This window comes from Shewanella sp. ECSMB14102, from assembly GCF_000813075.1.
Taxonomy (GTDB): domain Bacteria; phylum Pseudomonadota; class Gammaproteobacteria; order Enterobacterales; family Shewanellaceae; genus Shewanella; species Shewanella indica.
Genome location: NZ_JWGX01000022.1, coordinates 62341 through 81652 on the forward strand (window position 1 = coordinate 62341; position 19312 = coordinate 81652).

The 19312-nt window shown below is 52.8% G+C and carries 17 protein-coding genes and 1 other annotated feature; of the genes, 9 read left to right on the forward strand and 8 right to left on the reverse strand.

Features of this window, described 5'->3' with window-relative positions; genetic code table 11:
• Positions 1-6: 6 nt before the first annotated feature.
• Positions 7-127, forward strand: a sequence feature (Thr leader region).
• Between the two features lie 34 nt (positions 128-161).
• The 3 genes from thrA to thrC are packed head-to-tail and all read left to right on the forward strand — an operon-like array spanning position 162 to position 4915.
• A complete protein-coding gene (thrA, locus tag RC73_RS08420) occupies positions 162-2627 on the forward strand; it encodes a bifunctional aspartate kinase/homoserine dehydrogenase I (RefSeq protein WP_039034234.1) in 2466 nt (821 codons plus the stop codon).
• Positions 2624-3583 carry a homoserine kinase gene (thrB, locus tag RC73_RS08425; RefSeq protein ID WP_039034235.1) on the forward strand — a complete coding sequence of 320 codons (960 nt, stop codon included), beginning with the start codon at positions 2624-2626 and terminating at the stop codon, positions 3581-3583. The genes thrA and thrB overlap by 4 nt, the downstream gene beginning before the upstream one ends.
• A 39-nt stretch (positions 3584-3622) precedes the next feature.
• Positions 3623-4915, forward strand: a complete 1293-nt coding sequence (thrC, locus tag RC73_RS08430; RefSeq protein ID WP_039034236.1) for a threonine synthase — start codon at positions 3623-3625, stop codon at positions 4913-4915.
• 141 nt (positions 4916-5056) lie between these two features.
• Here the strand turns inward: thrC and RC73_RS08435 are convergent, their stop codons facing one another.
• Positions 5057-5698 carry a trimeric intracellular cation channel family protein gene (locus tag RC73_RS08435; protein WP_039034237.1) on the reverse strand — a complete coding sequence of 214 codons (642 nt, stop codon included), beginning with the start codon at positions 5696-5698 and terminating at the stop codon, positions 5057-5059.
• 361 nt (positions 5699-6059) lie between these two features.
• Here RC73_RS08435 and ltaE point away from each other — a divergent pair, with 361 nt between their 5' ends.
• Both ltaE and RC73_RS08445 read left to right on the forward strand, forming a co-directional pair.
• A complete protein-coding gene (gene ltaE, locus RC73_RS08440; protein WP_039034238.1) occupies positions 6060-7076 on the forward strand; it encodes a low-specificity L-threonine aldolase in 1017 nt (338 codons plus the stop codon).
• Positions 7077-7242: 166 nt separating this feature from the next.
• Positions 7243-7611, forward strand: coding sequence for an acyl-CoA thioesterase (locus RC73_RS08445; RefSeq protein WP_025009448.1), 369 nt, complete (start codon positions 7243-7245; stop codon positions 7609-7611).
• A 91-nt stretch (positions 7612-7702) separates the two neighbouring features.
• Here RC73_RS08445 and RC73_RS08450 read toward each other — a convergent pair whose 3' ends face one another.
• The 3 genes from RC73_RS08450 to trhP form a co-directional block, all read right to left on the reverse strand.
• Positions 7703-7900 carry a hypothetical protein gene (locus RC73_RS08450; RefSeq protein ID WP_373297519.1) on the reverse strand — a complete coding sequence of 66 codons (198 nt, stop codon included), beginning with the start codon at positions 7898-7900 and terminating at the stop codon, positions 7703-7705.
• A gap of 10 nt (positions 7901-7910) precedes the next feature.
• Positions 7911-8162 carry a YfhL family 4Fe-4S dicluster ferredoxin gene (locus RC73_RS08455; protein ID WP_028779037.1) on the reverse strand — a complete coding sequence of 84 codons (252 nt, stop codon included), beginning with the start codon at positions 8160-8162 and terminating at the stop codon, positions 7911-7913.
• Positions 8163-8431: 269 nt separating this feature from the next.
• The gene (gene trhP, locus RC73_RS08460; protein ID WP_039034240.1) at positions 8432-9796 is read right to left on the reverse strand and encodes a prephenate-dependent tRNA uridine(34) hydroxylase TrhP; all 1365 of its coding nucleotides are present in this window, start codon (positions 9794-9796) and stop codon (positions 8432-8434) included.
• Between the two features lie 430 nt (positions 9797-10226).
• Here trhP and RC73_RS08465 point away from each other — a divergent pair, with 430 nt between their 5' ends.
• Both RC73_RS08465 and RC73_RS08470 read left to right on the forward strand, forming a co-directional pair.
• On the forward strand, positions 10227-11069 hold the full coding sequence (locus RC73_RS08465) for an HDOD domain-containing protein (protein WP_039034241.1): 843 nt from the start codon (positions 10227-10229) through the stop codon (positions 11067-11069).
• Positions 11070-11116: 47 nt separating this feature from the next.
• Positions 11117-12610, forward strand: a complete 1494-nt coding sequence (locus RC73_RS08470) for a putative bifunctional diguanylate cyclase/phosphodiesterase (RefSeq protein ID WP_039034242.1) — start codon at positions 11117-11119, stop codon at positions 12608-12610.
• 11 nt (positions 12611-12621) lie between these two features.
• Here the strand turns inward: RC73_RS08470 and RC73_RS08475 are convergent, their stop codons facing one another.
• Together RC73_RS08475 and RC73_RS08480 are read right to left on the reverse strand one after the other, a co-directional pair.
• Positions 12622-13047, reverse strand: a complete 426-nt coding sequence (locus RC73_RS08475) for a thioesterase family protein (protein ID WP_039034243.1) — start codon at positions 13045-13047, stop codon at positions 12622-12624.
• Between the two features lie 62 nt (positions 13048-13109).
• A complete protein-coding gene (locus RC73_RS08480) occupies positions 13110-13856 on the reverse strand; it encodes a substrate-binding periplasmic protein (protein WP_052248088.1) in 747 nt (248 codons plus the stop codon).
• A 189-nt stretch (positions 13857-14045) separates the two neighbouring features.
• Here RC73_RS08480 and RC73_RS08485 point away from each other — a divergent pair, with 189 nt between their 5' ends.
• Positions 14046-14471 (forward strand): OsmC family protein, encoded by a 426-nt coding sequence (locus RC73_RS08485; protein ID WP_039034245.1) that lies wholly within the window; start codon positions 14046-14048, stop codon positions 14469-14471.
• Positions 14472-14679: 208 nt separating this feature from the next.
• Positions 14680-15033: a DUF1428 domain-containing protein gene (locus tag RC73_RS08490; RefSeq protein ID WP_039034246.1), complete on the forward strand. Its 354-nt coding sequence runs from the start codon at positions 14680-14682 to the stop codon at positions 15031-15033.
• Positions 15034-15116: 83 nt separating this feature from the next.
• Here RC73_RS08490 and RC73_RS08495 read toward each other — a convergent pair whose 3' ends face one another.
• Entirely contained in the window at positions 15117-18236 is a 3120-nt protein-coding gene (locus RC73_RS08495; protein ID WP_039034247.1) for a multidrug efflux RND transporter permease subunit, read from the reverse strand.
• Positions 18236-19312 (reverse strand): efflux RND transporter periplasmic adaptor subunit, encoded by a 1077-nt coding sequence (locus RC73_RS08500; RefSeq protein ID WP_082014280.1) that lies wholly within the window; start codon positions 19310-19312, stop codon positions 18236-18238. The genes RC73_RS08495 and RC73_RS08500 overlap by 1 nt, the downstream gene beginning before the upstream one ends.

The following is a 19312-nucleotide window of genomic DNA, read 5'->3' on the forward strand; positions in this document are numbered from 1 at the left end:
CAGCTAAGCTCAGTTGTAATTACCACCATTACAACCACCACCATTACCAGTGTGGGGGCGGGCTGACTATACCCTGAAGAATTGCAAACAAGAAGCCCGCTCCCATCCAGGAGCGGGCTTTTTTGTTTCCTGGGCGGGCGCGGTAATTAAAGGAGATACAGATGAAAGTGATGAAGTTCGGCGGTACCTCGCTGGCAAACTGGCAAAGGTTTGAAATGGCAGCAGAAATTGTTCTGACCAGTGCCAGAGAAGAGCAAGTGGCCACAGTACTGTCGGCGCCGGCAACCGTAACCAACAATCTGTTGGCCATGGTTAATATGGTGTTGGCCAAGGGGGATGTTGACGAGGCCCTTGCCAAGGTGGCTGAGGTATTTGAAGCCTTGTATGCCGATGCATCTGTATCTCTCGCAGAGGAAGCCAGACAGCAGCTGAAGAAGGTATTGGCACAGCAACTGGCGAGTTGGCGCGCAAAATTGGCAGGAGTTCAGCTTCTCGGGGAGTGTCCTGACAGTGTGCGGGCCGAGATCCTGGTAGCCGGGGAGCGACTCTCGGCCGCCTTGATGGTTGAAGTGCTCAAAAATAAGGGAGTCAGCGCCGGTTTACTTGATCCGAGGGAATTATTCCTAGGTGTCGGTACACCCCTGGAGTCTGTGGTGGATATCGCCGTCAGTAAGCCCAGATTTGCGTTGCTCAAACTCGATGAGCAAAGAGTGTGGGTTATGCCCGGGTTTACCGCCGCCGGTGCCGATGGCAAGGTGGTGACTCTGGGACGCAATGGTTCGGATTATTCGGCCGCAGTTCTGGCAGCCTGTCTGGATGCCGACAGCTGCGAAATCTGGACAGATGTCGATGGGGTATACAATACCGACCCCCGGGTGGTTGCCGATGCCAAGCTGCTCTCTCAGCTCAGTTATCAGGAGGCAATGGAACTTTCCTATTTTGGCGCCAAGGTGCTGCACCCCAAGACCATTTCACCCATAGCCCAGTTCCAAATTCCTTGCTACATCAAAAACAGTTTCAACCCCCAGGCGCCGGGTACTCTGGTATCCAATCAGCCGGATCAGACCGGGCTGCAGGTCAAGGCGATCTCTAATCTGGACAACCAAACCATGTTCAACGTTTCAGGCCCGGGAATGAAAGGCATGGTGGGTATGGCGTCGCGTATTCTGGAGTCCATCGCCAGAGCCAAGGTTTCGGTATCACTAATCACTCAAAGCTCCAGTGAGTACAGCATTAGTTTCTGTGTGGCCACTTTGGATGCCCCCAGAGTCAAGTGGGCGCTGGAGCAGGAATTTGAACTAGAGCTCAAGAGTGAACTGTTGGAGCCGCTGGAGATGCGGGATCAACTGGCGATAGTATCCCTGATAGGTGACGGTATGCGTACCCACAAGGGCGTGGCCGCGCGCTTCTTTCAGGCTCTGGCTCAGGCCAGTGTCAATATCATTGCCATTGCCCAGGGCTCGTCCGAGCGCTCTATTTCTGCCGTGGTCGAGCAGCGCAAGACGCGTCATGCGGTGGCGGCCTGTCACCAGGGCTTTTTCGATGTGCAGCAGTATCTCGATGTCTTCCTGGTTGGTGCCGGTAACATAGGTGCTGGCTTGTTGGAGCAGATAAAACAGCAGGAAGCCATGCTCAAAGGGCAACATATCAGCATTCGGGTTTGTGCCATCGCCAACTCAGGCAAGATGTTGCTCGACGCCGCCGGTATCTCTCTGGCCGATTGGCAGTCAAGGCTCAACGACTCGTCCGTCGCTTTTGATCTGACACAGATGTTGGCCTGGGCCAAGGAGCAGCAGTTACTCAATCCCGTATTGCTGGATTGTACCTCTTCGGATGTCATTGCCGGCCGTTATCTGGATGTGATGAATGCCGGTTTACACGTGGTGACACCCAACAAGAAGGCCAATACCCGTGAGCTGGCTTTTTACCGCGCGCTGCGGCAAACCGCGCTGGCCCAGCGGCGCCAGTTCCTTTATGAAACCAATGTCGGCGCCGGTTTGCCGGTTATCGATAACCTGAAAAAGCTGCTGTTTGCCGGTGATAAGCTGCTGCGTTTCCAGGGGATACTTTCGGGTTCGCTGTCGTTTATCTTCGGTATGCTGGATGAGGGGATGAGTCTGTCACAGGCCACGGCCATTGCCCGGGAAAAATGCTTCACTGAGCCGGACCCCAGAGACGACCTCAATGGTATGGATGTGGCGCGCAAGGTGTTGATTTTGGCCCGGGAAGTGGGCTTGCCGCTGGAGCTGGATGATATTCAGGTGGAGTCTGTCTTGCCGGATGACTTCGATGCATCAGGCGATGTAGCCCAGTTTATGGCGGCTTTGCCACAGCTGGATGCCGCCGTTGCCGAACGAGTGGCTGCTGCCCATGCCAAGGGTAAACGCCTGCGTTATGTCGGCCAGATAGATGAATCAGGTTGCAGGGTGCGTATCGCCGAAGTGGCGGCTGATGATCCCCTGTTCAGCGTCAAAGGTGGTGAGAATGCGCTGGCTTTCTACAGCCGCTACTACCAGCCGATCCCCTTTGTGCTCAGAGGCTATGGCGCCGGTACTGAAGTGACGGCCGCCGGGGTGTTTGCCGACTTACTCAGAACCCTCAACTGGACTCGGGAGGTCAGCGCATGAGTCAGTTTATTCCCGCCAATGTCCCCGTGACTGTCTATGCGCCCGCCTCTATGGGAAATGTCGGTGTCGGCTTTGATTTGCTGGGCGCCGCACTGGCCCCCATTGATGGCAGTTTACTGGGGGATACAGTCACAGTGGGCCCTGCGCCTTGCGGCGTTTCTCTGACTCAACTTGGCCCCTGGGCTCATAAGCTGCCGGAGGAGCCGCAGCAGAATATTGTCTATCGCTGCGCCGAGTTTTTCCTAGGTGAGGCCGGGATCAATCAAGGCGTTTCCTTGACCCTGTCCAAGAACCTGCCGGTAGGCAGCGGCCTTGGTTCCAGTGCCAGTTCAGTGGTGGCAGCGCTCTATGGTCTCAATGAATATTTCAGCCGTCCCTATGATGAGCAGGCCTTGCTGGCGTTGATGGGGCGTTTTGAAGGGGAGATCAGTGGCTCGGTGCACTATGACAACGTGGCGCCTTGCTATTTGGGTGGATTGCAACTGATGCTGGATTTGCCCGGGCGTATCTGCGAGCCCTTGCCGGCCTTTGATTCTTGGTACTGGCTGGTGGCCTATCCCGGGATTTCATTGTCGACGGCGGCCATGCGCGCCTTGATGCCGAACCAATACGATAAGGGAACCTGCATAGAATTTGGTCGCAATCTCAGCGCCTTTGTTCATGCCTGTTACCGCCAGGATGAGGCGCTTGCGCTGACTGTGTTGAAAGATGTGTTGGCTGAACCCTATCGGGCCGAGGCTATCCCCGGGTATCTGGCGGCGCGGCGCGGATTGTCTGAGCTGGGTATGTTGGCCACCGGGATTTCCGGCAGCGGCCCAACCCTGTTTTCCATCAGCGGCGATCTGGCCCGCGCCGAGCAGGCCAAACGCTACCTGGAGCAACACTATTTAACCGAAGCGGGCGGCTTTGCCCACATCTGCCGCCTGGATATTCAAGGCACCCGGATATTGTCCTGAAACGCATTTTCATCCAAAAAAAGAATTTAAGGCATCAATATGGAACTCTATAACCTCAAGCACCCGGCACAGCGGGTAAGTTTTACTGAAGCGCTCAAGCTGGGTCTTGGCATGGACCGAGGGCTCTTTTTCCCAACCCGGATCCCGAAACTGGCAGATGTCGATGCCCTGTTGGCTCTGCCTTTTGTCGAGCGCAGCAAGCAGATACTCGGTGCCTGGCTCGCCGATGAATTGGGGCAGGACTGTGTCGACAAGCTGGTGGAGAAGGCGTTTAATTTCCCTCTGCCGCTGGTGCAGGTAGACGAACAGCGCAGTTGTCTGGAGCTGTTTCATGGGCCAACCTTGGCTTTCAAGGACTTCGGTGCCCGCTTTATGGCTCAGTGTCTCAATCAGCTTGGCGGCTCAGAGCCTCTGACTATCTTGACCGCTACCTCAGGGGATACAGGTGCGGCGGTGGCCGATGCCTTCTTTGGCCTGGATAAGGTGCGGGTGATGGTGCTCTATCCCAAAGGCAAGGTAAGTGAGTTGCAAGAAAAGATGTTTGCCACTCTGGGCGGCAATATTCACACAGTTGCGGTCGAAGCCGACTTCGATGCCTGTCAGCATTTGGTCAAGCAGGCCTTTGAAGACAGTGATATTCGTGACGGTTTACACCTGAACTCGGCCAACTCCATCAACATCAGCCGCTTGCTGGCGCAGATCTGTTATTACTTTGAAGCGGTTGCCCAATATAGAAAGCAGCATCAATCGGCGCCGGTTGTCAGTGTTCCCAGTGGTAACTTCGGTAACCTGACCGCGGGTCTGCTGGCCAAAGCCATGGGATTGCCCATCAAGCGCTTTGTGGCGGCCACCAACAGCAATGATACTGTACCGCGCTATTTGAGTTTTGGTGATTGGGCACCGCGGCAGACCGTTGCGACCATGTCCAACGCCATGGATGTGTCCGAGCCGAGTAACTGGCCCAGAGTGGAAGCGATTTTTGCAGAGATGAAATGGCCACTGTCTGACTTGTCCGGCCTGGCGCTGTCCGAGGGGCAAACCCGTCAGGCCATGTTAGCGCTTGAGCAGACAGGTTATCTGGCCGAGCCCCATGCGGCGGTGGCTGCCGAGTCACTGCGCTTGTCATTGAAGGAGGAAGAGCAGGGGATCTTTCTGGCAACCGCGCATCCGGCCAAATTCAAGGATGTGGTCGACCGCGAGCTGAACACCAGTCTGCCACTGCCTCAGGCATTGCAAAGAGTGGCCGATAAGGCGTTGCTGTCGGCTGTTCTGCCGGCCGATTTTGATAGCCTTAAACAGCACATGTTTGCGGTTCTGGATGAGGAATTATAGTCTGGTTTTGGAAGCCAAGCAGGCCTCCAAAATTAACAGCTAGATGAAACATCTACAGCTGTAGGTTAATAAACACAGATCCAACTGATAAACAATACGTTGGATCTGTGTTTGGCTTGGCAGTGCTTACCAAGTGTATTATCAATCCGGATGTGGATCTGAGCCGGTTTGGTAGTCGAAGGTTGGCATGGCCCAGTGATACTTTATAGCCAGCATCCGCAAACTGAAACCCAGAGTGAGGCACAGGCTGAGATTTAGCCATTCTGTCAGTTGCCATTGCGATAAAAATACATAGAGCCCAGCCGTGATAATGGAGATCACAGCGTACAACTCTTTGCGGAATATAAGCGGCATCTGATTACAGAGAATATCGCGAATAATACCGCCAAAAACCCCGGTAATCACTCCCATCACCACAGCGACAACTGGGCTGAAGCCCAGCAGCAGGGTCTTTTGAGCTCCGACAATGGAAAACACTGCCAGGCCAAGAGCATCGATTGCCAGAAACAGCTTTGACAGGTAACGCATCACAGGGGCGATTATCACCGTCAGCAGTGAAGCAAAGCCGATAGCCACCAGATAATGCCAGTTTTCTACCCAGATTAACGGGTAGTTACCCAACAAGATGTCTCTGAGCGTGCCGCCGCCTATGGCGGTAGCACAACCTATAATTACCACGCCAAAGAGATCCATCTGTTTTTTACCCGCCGCCAAGGCACCGGTCATAGCTTCGGCCAGTACACCAATCAGCCAAAGTATGGCGATAAACTGAGCTTCTTGCATAATATTCGCATCAAAATAACAGAGGATCAGAATTCTGCCGGAAAACACCGCAGTTTAACAGTGATTTTATTTAAATATTTGGATTAGTTTTATTTATGTTTTATTTGATTTGTTTAGATTCTTGTTTTTTAGTTTTATGATTTTAAATGGTTTTGTATTTTTTGTGCATGAGGATTACTGATTGATTTTTATCCTTGTCTTGCTGTCGGTTTGTTTGGGTTTATTGTTGCTCCCAATTAGGTGAAAACTCCAGTTATTCCGCTTTGCGCTCCTGGCGCTGTACAGTCAAGCCGAGCAGCGCTAGAGTGTTTTGGCCTCATGTATCTTAATGTGGGGCAACTGGATGTGATATGGGGGATAGATGATAGATTTCAGAAGCGATACCGTGACTCAACCTACTGCTGCGATGCGTCAGGCCATGGCGGCCGCGCAGGTGGGCGATGATGTTTACGGCGATGATCCTACGGTAAATCGCCTCGAAGCTATGGCCGCCGAGATGTTCGGCTTTGACAGTGCCTTGTTTACCAGCTCGGGCACTCAGGCCAACCTGTTGGCACTCATGTCCCACTGCGAGCGGGGCGATGAATATCTGTGTGGTCAACAAGCCCACAATTATAAGTTTGAAGGCGGTGGCGCGGCCGTGTTAGGCAGTATTCAGCCTCAACCACTGAACAATCAGGCCGATGGCAGCATAGCGCTTGAAGATATTCGCGCTGCCATCAAACCCGATGATTTTCACTTTGCCCGCACCCGTCTATTAAGCCTGGAAAACACCATAGGCGGAAAGATATTGCCGCAGGAGTACCTGGCCAAGGCGCAGCACCTGGCCTTCAATCACGGTTTGAAAATCCATCTCGATGGCGCCAGGGTGGCCAATGCGGCTGTGGCGCAGGGGTTGGAGATAGCCGATATAACCCAGTATTTCGACTCGGTATCCATCTGTCTATCCAAGGGGTTGGCGGCACCGGTTGGCTCTTTATTACTCGGGGATGAGCGGCTTATTCACAAGGCGCGTCGCTGGCGCAAGATGCTGGGTGGCGGAATGCGCCAGGCCGGGATCCTGGCTGCTGCCGCTGAGTTGGCCTTGACTGAGCAGGTGGCGCGTTTGGCGGAAGATCACGCCAATGCCAAGGTTTTGGCCGAAGGTTTGAGTCAGTTGGATGAGCTGGCACTGGATATGAGCCAGGTACAAACTAATATGGTGTTTGCCACTTTGGCCGATGAAGTGGATATTGAAGCTCTGGTCAAAGGCTTGTTGCAGGAAGGAGTGCGTATCAGCGGCGCTCGGCAACTACGCTTGGTGACGCACAAAGATATCAGCGCCGCCGATATCGACAAGACTCTGCAGGCCTTCAAGCGGGTGCTCAGTCAGGTTTGAGCATGGTCCATTACGGTGCAGCAGGAGTTATCCTGGTGCACCGTAATGGCATTTATGAGCATAAGTGTGGTGTAACTTATTGAATTATATTGATTGAATGTTTGGCGTCCAATTTGCTTTAGTTCAAGTGAGAATTCCAATCACAGGTGAATGCGAGGACGCAAACATGAAATACTACAGTCGGCGTTTGGTTAAACACGAACATCTCAACCCGGCGGGAGCCTTGTTCGGTGGACAGTTGATGAGCTGGATTGATGAGGAAGCCGCCATCTTCGCCGCATGCCAGATGAAGAGTGTCAGCCATGTGACCAAGCTTATCTCGGAAATCAACTTTATGACCCCGGCCAAGCTTGGGGATGTGATTGAGTTTGGCCTCGAGCTTATCAGCCTGGGACATACTTCCATCACTATTCGCTGCGAAGTGCGCAATAAATTGAATCTGGCACCTATTGTCAGCATTGACAAGATGGTCTTCGTTAATGTGAATGAAGCCGGTTTGCCCGTGCCTCACGGTATGAGGGCCAATGCCGCCTGATAACTCTGATATTTGAATGTGCTTGCCAACCGGGCAGAGCTTTGCCCTGTTGGCTGGCGAGAAAGGGCTTGAACTTCTTGGACGTGATGGCTCAGTCTTTTAATTCTTCCTTGACCGATTTGGCGGCATCACGGGAGGCGTGGCCGATTTCACGGGTCACATCCCGGGTGGTGTGGCCTATCTCCTTGGTCACGTCTCTGGTGGTGTGGCCTATGGTTCGGCCGGTTTCCTTGAGCTCGGCACAGGCGCCAAGACTGAGTAATGCAGCAATAAGCAGTAATGTTTTCATCATTTTATCCTTAAAGCTTGCCGGTCAGTTGAGCGTATTTTACCAGCAATTCGTCTTGGGTTTCCTGATGTTCGGGATCCTTGTCGATACAGTCTATAGGGCAAACAGAAACACAGGTTGGGTTGTCGTAGTGGCCAACACATTCGGTGCAGCGCGCCGGATCTATCTCATAGATCTCTTCCCCCATAGTAATGGCTTGGTTGGGGCACTCGGGCTCACACATGTCGCAGTTAATGCAGCTGTCATCAATGATTAAGGCCATTGCCTTGTATTACCTCGGAATTACTTATCCTGCCGAGCAGGTTTTCGGTCAACGCTTGGCGCACAAAACAGTAGCAGGTGCAGCCCAAACTAAGTCATAGCACAGATTTTATCACAGGGGGAGCACCTCTGTCGGCAGCACTATTATTGATAACCAATACGCATGACTACAACGGGATTGTTATAGAGCACTATGACTTGCGTAAAACGAAAGACTGCCTGAAGGCAGCCTTTCGTGTAAGGTTGGGAATATACTCAGGAAGACAGGACTCACTTGGTTGCGGCGTGGGGATTGCGGGTGTCCATCCCCTCCGGCAAGTTACGCAGCAAGATGGCTGAGTCCAGTTCCAAATCGGCCGGTACCGGCATGTAGACGGTATGGCCCGAACCTAAACCTGCCTCAATGGCTTCACCCTTACGGTTTTGCAAGCTTTCCAATATCAGGTTGATGTTGCCCTGCGGCGTCATCATCTCCAGGCTGTCACCCAGCAAAAACTTGTTCTTCACTTCGATTTCGGCCAGGCCTTCGGCGTTACGCTTACCGGTAAACTCACCGACAAACTGCTGGTTGTCACTGATAGAGTGGCCGTATTCATAGTTCTGGTACTCATCGTGAACGTGACGCCGCAGGAAGCCCTCGGTGTAGCCTCTGTGGGCCAAGCCTTCCAAGCGATTCATTAAGCTGCGATCGAAGTCTTTTCCGGCTGCGGCATCGTCTATGGCCTGACGGTAAAGCTGCGCCGTGCGGGCCACGTAGTAGAAGGACTTGGTGCGGCCTTCAATCTTCAATGAATCCACGCCGATACGGCTCAGGCGCTCCACATGCTGAATGGCGCGCAGATCTTTGGAGTTCATTATGTAGGTGCCGTGCTCGTCTTCGAAGGCCGGCATATATTCGCCGGGACGGTTGGCTTCCTGCAGCAGGAAAATCTGATCGCTGCTAGGGCCCTGGCCCAAAGTCGGCTGCTCTATCTGCACCGGGTTGACTGCGACTATGTCGCCGGTTTCATTTTCCTTGGCCTCGTGGGCATCATACTTCCAGCGGCAAGCATTGGTGCAGGTGCCTTGGTTGGGATCGCGCTTATTGATATAGCCGGACAACAGGCAACGGCCGGAATAGGCCATACACAGTGCGCCGTGAACAAACACTTCCAGCTCTATGTCCGGGCAACGCTGACGGATCTCTTCAATTTCATCCAGTGATAGCTCGCGGGAGAGGATCACACGCTTGATCCCCTGAGACTGCCAGAATTTAACCGAGGCCCAGTTGATGGCGTTGGCCTGTACTGAAAGGTGTACAACCTGTTCGGGAAAGGCTTCACGAACCATCATGATGAGACCGGGATCTGACATGATGAGGGCATCCGGCTGCATAGCAACCACTGGCTCCATATCCTTGATATAGGTCTTGAGCTTGGCATTGTGGGGAGCGATATTGCTGACCACATAGAGTTTTTTACCCAGAGCATGGGCTTCCTGAATGCCTGTAGCCAGATTTTCCATCTTAAAGTCGTTGTTACGTACCCTTAAGCTGTATCTGGGTTGGCCCGCATATACGGCGTCTGCACCATAGGCAAAGGCATAACGCATATTTTTCAGGGTCCCGGCGGGAGACAGAAGCTCTGGTTTAAACATAATTTACTCTCAATTAACGGCAGTCCGGCGGTTGCGCGACTTGGCAGCAGGGGCGGCATTTTACTTAATAAAAGTGGGGCTATGCAAACATCGCAAGATAAGTGTTTTAGTAAAGGATGTTGATTATAGCATTTCGGAGCAGCAGTTCATCTCGCCGGGGAATATCTGCTAAGGGGTATTTTATTCTATAAATCAATATTCCCCCCACAGCGTCGTCGGCCTGGTGATACTCTCCGCCACGGTTTGGCACAAATCCTATAGATAACTTATTACCTAAATAAATTAGTATTAATCTGTGACCTACTGTCGATTTCAGGTGTTGGCTTTAAACGAATTGATATCATTTGACGCTTTTTTACGCTCGCGGCCACCTGGGTTACTGATATACTGAGTCACAGTATTTGAACAGTTTTTTTACATTGGAGAGTGCATGTCTACCGAACATCAACTCTTGGTTGGTTTGTTGCGGAAACTCAAGAACGATACCCTGGTGCTGCCAACCTTGCCGGAAGTAGCCATGCGGGTGCAGGAAGTCGTCAGTCGTCCCGATTCAAGCTTGAGGGAAGTTGCCGATATCATAGGTCAGGATGCCGCCATATCGGCGCGTATGATCAAGGTAGCCAACAGTGCTTTCTACAGCCGGGGGATCCCGGCGGAAAACATCAACAGCGCGGTGACCCGTATAGGTTTGGCGCAGATAAAATCTATCGCTACCTCTATCGCCATGGAGCAGTTGTTTATCTCCACCAACGAGATGGTGTGGGAGGTCATGGACGAAGTGTGGCGCACTTCAATAGATGTTACTGCTGCGGCCGGAGCCATGTTACTTATCTATAACAAGACCCATCCGGGTAGCGGCCTGAATTATGATACTTTGACCCTGGCCGGGTTGGTGCACAATATCGGTGCCTTGCCGGTACTGACCGAGGCCGAGGCTCACCCAGAGCTTTTTGGCAGCATAGATCAGCTAAGAGCCTTGGTGCGCAAGATGCAAGGGCCGATAGGGAGAGCGGTACTCAAGAGCTGGGACTTTGCCCCGGATGTGATGGAAGTGGTCGAACGTTGGGCTGATCTGCCCTATCTGCCGGATCATGTGACTTACCTGGATTTTATTCGCTCGGCGGCTTTTTATACCGGTGAGTTACGAGCCGGCGCCGAGCTTGAACAGCGTCTGGAAGTCTTTGTCGACAGAGGCTTACCCGTCAGTGCCGAACTACTTGGCTGTGATGAGTTTTTGGACAAATATCACTCAATCAAGCAAAGCTATGAGTAAAAGTTAAAATAATTCATTTCGATCATTAACGGGAGAATACCGCTTTGATGATAGGCCCATGGTTGCTTTCTATCGCGTTAATTACTGTGTTTATTCTCCTTTTGTGGCGCCGCCAGCGTCAAAAAGAGCGGCGTTTTATCAAACAGCTCGGCAAACAACTCGATAATCAGATAAAAGCCCGCGCGCCACTCGATCTCCCTTGGGTGCCGGTCGCTTTTTATGATTTGGTTAATAGCCTGGAAAAGTTGCTGCAGGCGCTTCCGCCACCTGTGGGGAAAGATAAACTCACAGGCCTTGCCAATCGGGTAGGGCTCAAGCGCAGCGTGACCGCTTTGATGCCGCTGCAGCAGGGGACTATGGTGCTGCTGGACATCTACCGTTTCCGTTACGTCAACGACCTGTTTGGCTTTGCCTTTGGCGATCAACTGCTCAAGCAGATGGCAGATCGCCTGCTGGGGTTGCAACATGCGCCCAGGTTATTGGCGCGAATGAATGAAGATGAGTTTTTGCTGTACTTTGAGCAACAACAGACAGAGGAGGATCTTCATCGGTTGCGGGGACGGTTACAGGTTCCTTTTGATATTAAAGGTACGCCTTTGAGCCTCCGCATCCAGATGGGCTATCTGGATTTGCATGCGCATCATACCGATCTCAGCTTGATGTTGCGCCGCCTGGATCTGGCGCTGAAAAAAGCCCGTAATAGCCGTGATCTGCTGGCCGGTTATCAGACGGGTGAAGACAGCATTCAAATGCGTGAGTTGGAGATCATCAATAGTCTACCCAAAGCGTTGAAAACCGGTCAGTTGTATCTGGTTTATCAGGCCAAAGAAGAAGTGAGCAGCGGCCTTTGCCGCCAGGTCGAAGCGCTTATTCGCTGGGAACATCCTAAATTCGGCGCCATTTCTCCAGCCGAGTTTATTCCGTTGGCCGAGTATTCCGGCATGATAGGCCTGGTGAGTCATTGGGCGCTTGAGCAAGTGATGTTACAGCAGCGTAAGTGGCGCAGTGGCGGCTTTAAAGTACGAATTGCACTTAACCTATCGGCGCAGGATCTCAACAACGGCTGTATGTTGCAGGAGATTGAACGCCAATTGCAAGAATACCAGTTGCCGGGTGATGTGCTGGCGCTTGAGATCACCGAGAGCAGCTTGATGGCCGACCTTGAGCAGGCGATTAAAATTTTACAACGTTTGCGGCAACTGGATATTCGTCTGGCGATAGATGATTTTGGTACCGGGCACTCGTCATTGGCCTATTTGAAGAATCTGCCGGTAGATGAAGTTAAGATCGATAAGGCGTTCAATGAAGAGCTGCTCAGTAACAGTAATGCCAAGCATATAATGCGCGCCAGTATCCAGATGGCCAAGTCATTGGGTTTTGAGGTTACAGTTGAGGGGGTTGAGTCGATGGCGCTGAAACAGGTGCTAATTTCTATGGGGGCCGACCAACTACAGGGAGATATTATCGCCAAACCCAAAACGGCGCCGGAATTGGAATACTGGTACGCTAAACACAGCATTCATGCCAAGACCGCAGGCTGAGTTCAAAGGAATTAAATCTGTTGTAGTTGAGCGCCCAATTGTTCAAGCAGCGTTGCCGGCATGGGGCAAAGTTGGCGCTGACGATTCATGCACACCATTTCCACTCTGCCGTTGACTGCTGCTCTGACAGCGTTTTCACGCCAGATCTCTTGCTCCCACACGGTGCGATATTTGCTTTCGAAGGCAAAACGGGTGCGGATATCCAGGATATCGGCAAACTCGACTCCCTCCTGACAAATAAGCTCGGAGCGATAAACGGCAAAGCCCATTCCCTCAGATTGCCACAGGCGTTTTAACTCGTTGGCACCTATGACTTGTTCACGGGCGCGTTCGAAATATTTCAGAAAATTGGGGTGATACACCACGCCGGAAAAATCTGTATCTTCGTAGTAGATCTGCAATTGAAAATGAAACCAAGGGCTGAAGCTGAGCTGCATGCAAATACCTGTAATTGAGTCGTGCCCGGCAGTTTAACACTGTGATAGGCAAAGATGAGCACTCAGAAGCGACCATTGTTGATTATTTGCTGATATTGACCGCTTTGTTTCATCTGTCGCAACCCTTTATCCAATGCCTTGGCCAACGCAGGTGAATCGGCATCCTGTAGTGAGAATGCCAGGAATATTCGGCTCTGATGGTTGGGAAATGCCGGCAGAATCTCCTCTTTCACCCCCATACGTTTGATAACTCCTTCGGCTACCTTGTCGAACATAATGGCGGCATCGATACGATTGAGCAGCAAGAGATTGAGCAGTTGCTCCTGACTGGCAACCTGTACCAGTTGCAACTGTTTGCTCAGCTCGGAAAACTCATCGCCATATTCATAACCCTTGATAACCCCAACGACACTCCCCCTCGGAAGTTGCCATTTGTTTTTGGCACTCAGTGGCCGGTTTTTGTTGTAGTAGAAGGAGGCGTTGGCAATAAACAATGGCTCTTCACCGAACAAAAAAGCCGCCTCAGTACTGCGCTCACGAGTCACATTGAACACTCCTTGAACCTGTCCCTTTCGGGCCATCATCAAGGCTCTGGAGTAGGGCACCACCAAGCTTTCCACTTGGATATGTTCAATAGAAAAAGCCGCGGCTATCAGTTGGTGAGATAAGCCTTGCCCGGTTCTGTCGGCGAAAGGGGGCCAACTGTCTTCGGCGGCGAGTAAGACTTTATTCTGAGGGGTTGCCCTGGTTGACTCGGTAGGTAATATGCAAAGAAAACAAATTAATACAGTTATTATTCCAGATCTCATTCTCGTCCTTGGGTTGAGCGGCCCGGTTATAAAGACTAAAAATAGTACCTGAGTCTTAGTCTTTTCGATAGTCTCAGCGAGACAAGTTTTTGAGTTGTGAGCTTGGCGACATTTACGTTATACGGGTTTGCATTACAATAATCATTAGATTAATCTCATTAAAAATTTTCTAATGGATGAGGTAGTACCATGCCAGAAAAGATCATTGAACTCGAAACCAAAATGGGCAAAGGCTGGAAAGTGACGGCGCAGGTGCGTGAGCATACCTTGGTCATTGACCAAGCTTCCGCCGGTAACGAAGGAGCCAATCCGCTGGAGACCTTCCTGTTTTCTCTGGGCGGCTGTATTTCTGCTATTGCCAGAATGGTAGCCAGAGAGCAGAAAATCGATCTCCGGGGAATGAATATCAAGGTGCGTGGCGAGATGAATTCCGACGGGTTGCTTGGGAAACCCAGTGAGGATCCTGTTGGGTTTCGCCGTATTACCCTGGATGCCGATATCGATGCCGACTTGACGGCAGAACAAAAGCAGCAGTTTCTCGATACTGTCTGCCATCGTTGTCCCGTGCATGACAACCTGTTGAGCGCTTCCAGAGTAGAGCATCAAAGCGTCTGAGGCCTGAAGCTTCAATTGCTCTTGGCTTGAGCACAGCCAATCCTGACCAAGCCCGGGCTAAATAAAATAAAGCGCTGAACCAGGCCTGCTGCGTGAATACTGACAGGCTGACAGATAACCACTGACTCAGACGGCAAAATGCCGTTGCGCCTCCTACACTTGCAAGGGAAGATGCAAGTTCAGGGAGAACAGAGCAAAGGAGGCGAAAATGAGTTATATCGATGTGATGGTCGCTCCGGTTCCAACGGCCAAGAAGCAGCAGTATCTTGAGCATGCACGCAAGGCGGCGGGGCTGTTTAAGTCTCAGGGCGCTTTGGAGCTGGTAGAATGCTGGGGGGATGATGTCCCGGAAGGTAAGCTTACTTCCATGCCTATGGCGGTAAAGCGCCAGGATGACGAGACTGTGGTGGTTTCCTGGATCGTTTGGCCGGACAAGGCTACGCGCGATAGAGGCATGCAGTTCATCATGACAGATCCTTCCGTTCCCGAGACTCTCGGTGATATGCCGTTCGATGGCAAGAGAATGATCTGGGGCGGCTTTGAGATGCTACTCAAGGATTAGTTTTTCTTTGACGCCTCAATAAAACAAGGGATGCCGTTTGGCATCCCTTGTTTTATTGAGGCTCCTTATTGACCCAGACAGAATCAATCTGAACCTGAGCCTATGTTTATCTGCGCCTGCTGCCGGGCGATAGCGGCATTGAGCCTGTCTTTGACATGGCCGGGCGACTTGGTGTTATAGGACAAGAGTCGATACATGGCCGGGATCACCAACAGGGTGACAAAGGTCGCAAACGCCATACCGAAGAACACCACAGTACCCACGGCAATACGGCTCTCAGAGCCGGCACCGGTGGAGAAGATAAGGGGAATCGCGCCGACAATCGCGGTGAAGGAGGTCATCAGGATCGGCCGCAAACGCCGCGCCGAGGCATCGATAACCGCCTGTTCGAAGGCCAGCCCCTTGTCTCGCAGTTGGTTGGCAAATTCGACTATCAGAATACCGTTCTTGGTTACCATGCCTATCAACATGATCATCCCTATCTGGCTATAGAGGTTGAGTCCTTGTTGTGTCAGCCACAGACCAAGGAAGCCGCCGAATACCCCCATGGGGACGGTCAACATCACCACCAGTGGGTTGATAAAGCTTTCGAACTGAGCCGCCAGTACCAGATAAACCACCAAGAGGGCCAAACCGAATACCAGCAGCATGCTGCTCTGGTTTTCCTTGAAGTCTTTCGACTCACCTGTGTAGCTGATACTGATATCACCGGGCAGGGATTCAATCGCCTTGGCGTCGAGGAAATCCAGTGCTTCCCCCAGAGTGGCGCCATCCATGAGGTTAGCTTTGATGGTGATGGATTTTTGTTTATTGGTATGGCTCAGTCGCTGCGGCGAGGCGACTTCTTCGATATGCGCCAGGCTGTCAAGGGTAACCAGCTCGCCCTTGCTGGTACGCATATAGATCTGACTGAGGTCGCTCATGTTGCTGAACTGTTTTTCATCTCCGCGTACGTAGACATCATACTCTTCACCTCTGTCCACATAAGTGGTTTGTTTGCGGCCGCCGAGCATCACCTCCAGGGTTTCCGAAACATCGGCAACACTGACACCAAGCTCTGCCGCCCTTTGCCTGTCAACCGTGACCAGAAGCTCAGGGGTGGTTTCGGCATAATCGAGATCGGCGCCGCGCATCAGGCCGCTGCTGTTGGCCTCCTGTTGCAGCAGTTGTGCCCATTTGAACAGCTCTTTATAGTCGGATCCGCCGATCACAAACTGCACCGGCTCACTGGAGCGGCCACGGAAGCCGGGTAACATGGGACGCACCATCACATCGGGAATATCTTTCAATACCTGGGCTATCATCACCAGCGCCCGCTCGGCGTTGATATCCCTGTCTTTCCAATCCTCGAGCTGCATGATCACAAAACCTGTCTGGTCACCGGCGCGGCCACCAAAGGCCGGCGCCTGCACACTGAAGGACTTGAGCACGCCTTGGCCCAGCAGCGGCATCAGCCTGTCCTGTACTATATCCATGTTGGCTGTCATGCGGTTATAGCTGGTGCCTTCGGCGCCCTTGATAAAGGCGAAGATCACCCCGCGGTCTTCCTGTGGCGCCAACTGCGCTGGAATATGGTTTACCAGCAAGGCACTGCCGCCGATACAGGCGAGGATCACCAAGGGCGCCGCAACCTTGTGACGTATGGCAATGGCCACCATGGCGCGATACTTAAGCTCGAGCGCCGCAAAGAAGCGATTCAAGGCGCGGTTGAAGGCGTTGGGTTTGACATTGGCCTTGAGCAACTGGCTGCTGAGTACAGGTGTCAGTGTCAGCGCGACCAGGGATGAGAACAGTACTGATACCGCCAGTAGCACGGAAAACTCGGTGAACAGTAAGCCGACCATGCCTTCCATAAAGGAGATGGGCAGAAATACCATCACCAATACCGCCGTGGTGGCAATAACGGCAAAACCCACTTCGCGGGTGCCCTTGTAGGCGGCCAGCAGCGGATCTTCCCCGCGCTCTATGTGGTGAAAGATATTTTCTACCACCACAATGGCGTCATCCACCACCAGGCCTATGGCCAGGATCAGTGCCATCAGGGTCAGCAGGTTGATGGAAAAGCCCATGAAGTAGGCGGCCATAAAGGCCGAGATCAGCGATACCGGCACAGTCACAGCAGGAATAAGCGTTGCCCGCAGCTGGCCGATAAAAATATACAGCACCAGCAGTACCAGCGCCGCCGTAATATAGAGGGTGTAATACACCTCGTCTATGGCCTGATCGATAAACACGGTCGAGTCGTAGTCCACATACAGCTCGGTACCGGCCGGCAGAAACTTTTGCAGTGCGTCCACTTGCTTGTAAACATCTTTGGCGACATCCAGCGGGTTGGCATCCGATTGCGGCACTATCCCCAGGCTGAGGTTGACTATACCGTTGCTCTTGAAGGTGGAGTTCTCATTTTCGGCGCCGACAAACACTTCGGCCACATCCTTGAGATAAACCGGCGAGCCGTTTGCGCTGCTGACCTGCAGATAGTCGAACTGTTCAGGACTCAGATAGAGGCGGGCGGTGCGCACCGTCATCACTGTGGTGTCGTTACGCAGCTCGCCGCCGGGGGATTCCATATTCTCCGCCTTGAGGGCTGCAAGGATATCCTGCACAGTGACATTGCGACCGGCCATCTGCTCAGGCTTGAGGCGCACATACATCACCTTGTAGAGGCCACCTGAGATATCCACCGAGCTGACCCCTGTGATCAGGTTGAACTTATCTTCCAGTACCCGGCGGGAATAGTCGGTGAGCTGGGTACGATCCATCTCGCTGGAGCTCAAGTTGACATAGATGGAGGGCTCGCCCGAGCCGTTGTCTTTGGAGACTATCGGGTCGTTGGCCTCTTCCGGCAGCCGGCGCTGCGCCCTGGCCACCGCATCACGGACATCGCTCACCCCTTCGGTGAGGTTCCAGCCCAATTTGAAGGTCACTGTGATCCGCGACATGCCGTTGCGGCTCACCGAGGTGATTTCATCGATACCGCTGATGCCTGTCAGCTCATCCTCAAGGTTTTTGGTGACCTGACTCTCCATGATAGAGGCGCTGGCCCCTTCATAGGTGGTCATCACAGTGACGACCGGGCTCTCCACATCCGGCATTTCCCGCACCGACAGCTTGCTGAAAGACACCAGACCAAAGACACACAAAAGCAGGCTCAGCACTATGGCACTGATCGGCCGTTTGACCGAGACATCGGATAACAACATCAGTGAAGCTCCCCGGTCTGCTGTACTGCTTCGGCGGTCAAGGGTTTGACGCTGGCGCCATCACGAATATTCACCAGCCCCTGCACCACAATGCGATCTCCCAGGCTGACGCCATCTGTGATCAGCACCAGATGTTCGACCCGGGCGCCCAGATGCACTTCGGTGCGGTGGGCTATGTTGTTTTCATCTATGCGATAGACATAGCGCTTGGTGCCGGAATACTCCAACGCCTGCACCGGCACTACCGCCTGGTGCAGTGGTGGGAAGGTCAGGGTGGCCGACAGCATCATGCCCGGTCTCAAGCGTTTGTTTGGGTTGTTGAATTCTACCCGCACCCTGACATTGAGGGTATCCGGGTTGACTCTGGGATCTATGGCAACCACCTTGCCCTGAAACAGTTGGCCGTTCCAGGCACTGCTGCTGCCTTGAACCTGCATGCCGACACTCAGTTGCGACAGATAAGACTCGGGTACCTGCAGATCGAGCCGCAACAAGCTCAGATCATCGAGACTCAAGAGTTCGGTTCCCTGGCTCACCAGCTTGCCCTTACTGAAATCCACCAGGCCCACTGTACCGGAAAAGGGAGCCCGCAGATGGTGGTAGGAAAGTTCGGCCCTGGCCGAGGCCAGTCTGGCTTCGGCGATGCTGACGCTGGCGCGTTGGGCATCAATTTCTGTCTGGGTAATGGCGTTGCGGCCGATCAGTTTTTCATATTCGCCCAACTTACGCCGCTCATCGGCCAGATAAGATTCGGCTTCCATCACCGCCGCTTTGGCCTTGGATTCTTCCAAAACCAGCAAGAGATCACCCGCCTTCACCTCTTGATTGGAGCGCACCGCGATAGCGTTTATCTTGCCGGCGACTTGAGGCGCTATGGTGACCGAGCGTTCAGCTTCCAGCTTGCCGATCAGAGTCAGGGATTGCGCCAGGGATTGCTCTGTGACTGTGGCGGTAATTACGGGAACGGCGGCTTTGCCCATCCCCATGCCTGAGCCGGGCTTTTTGACGGTATTTTTTGCCGTTTGGGTTAATAGGAGATAGGTGGCCACACAAAGGCCAAGGACCAGGAGTCCGAT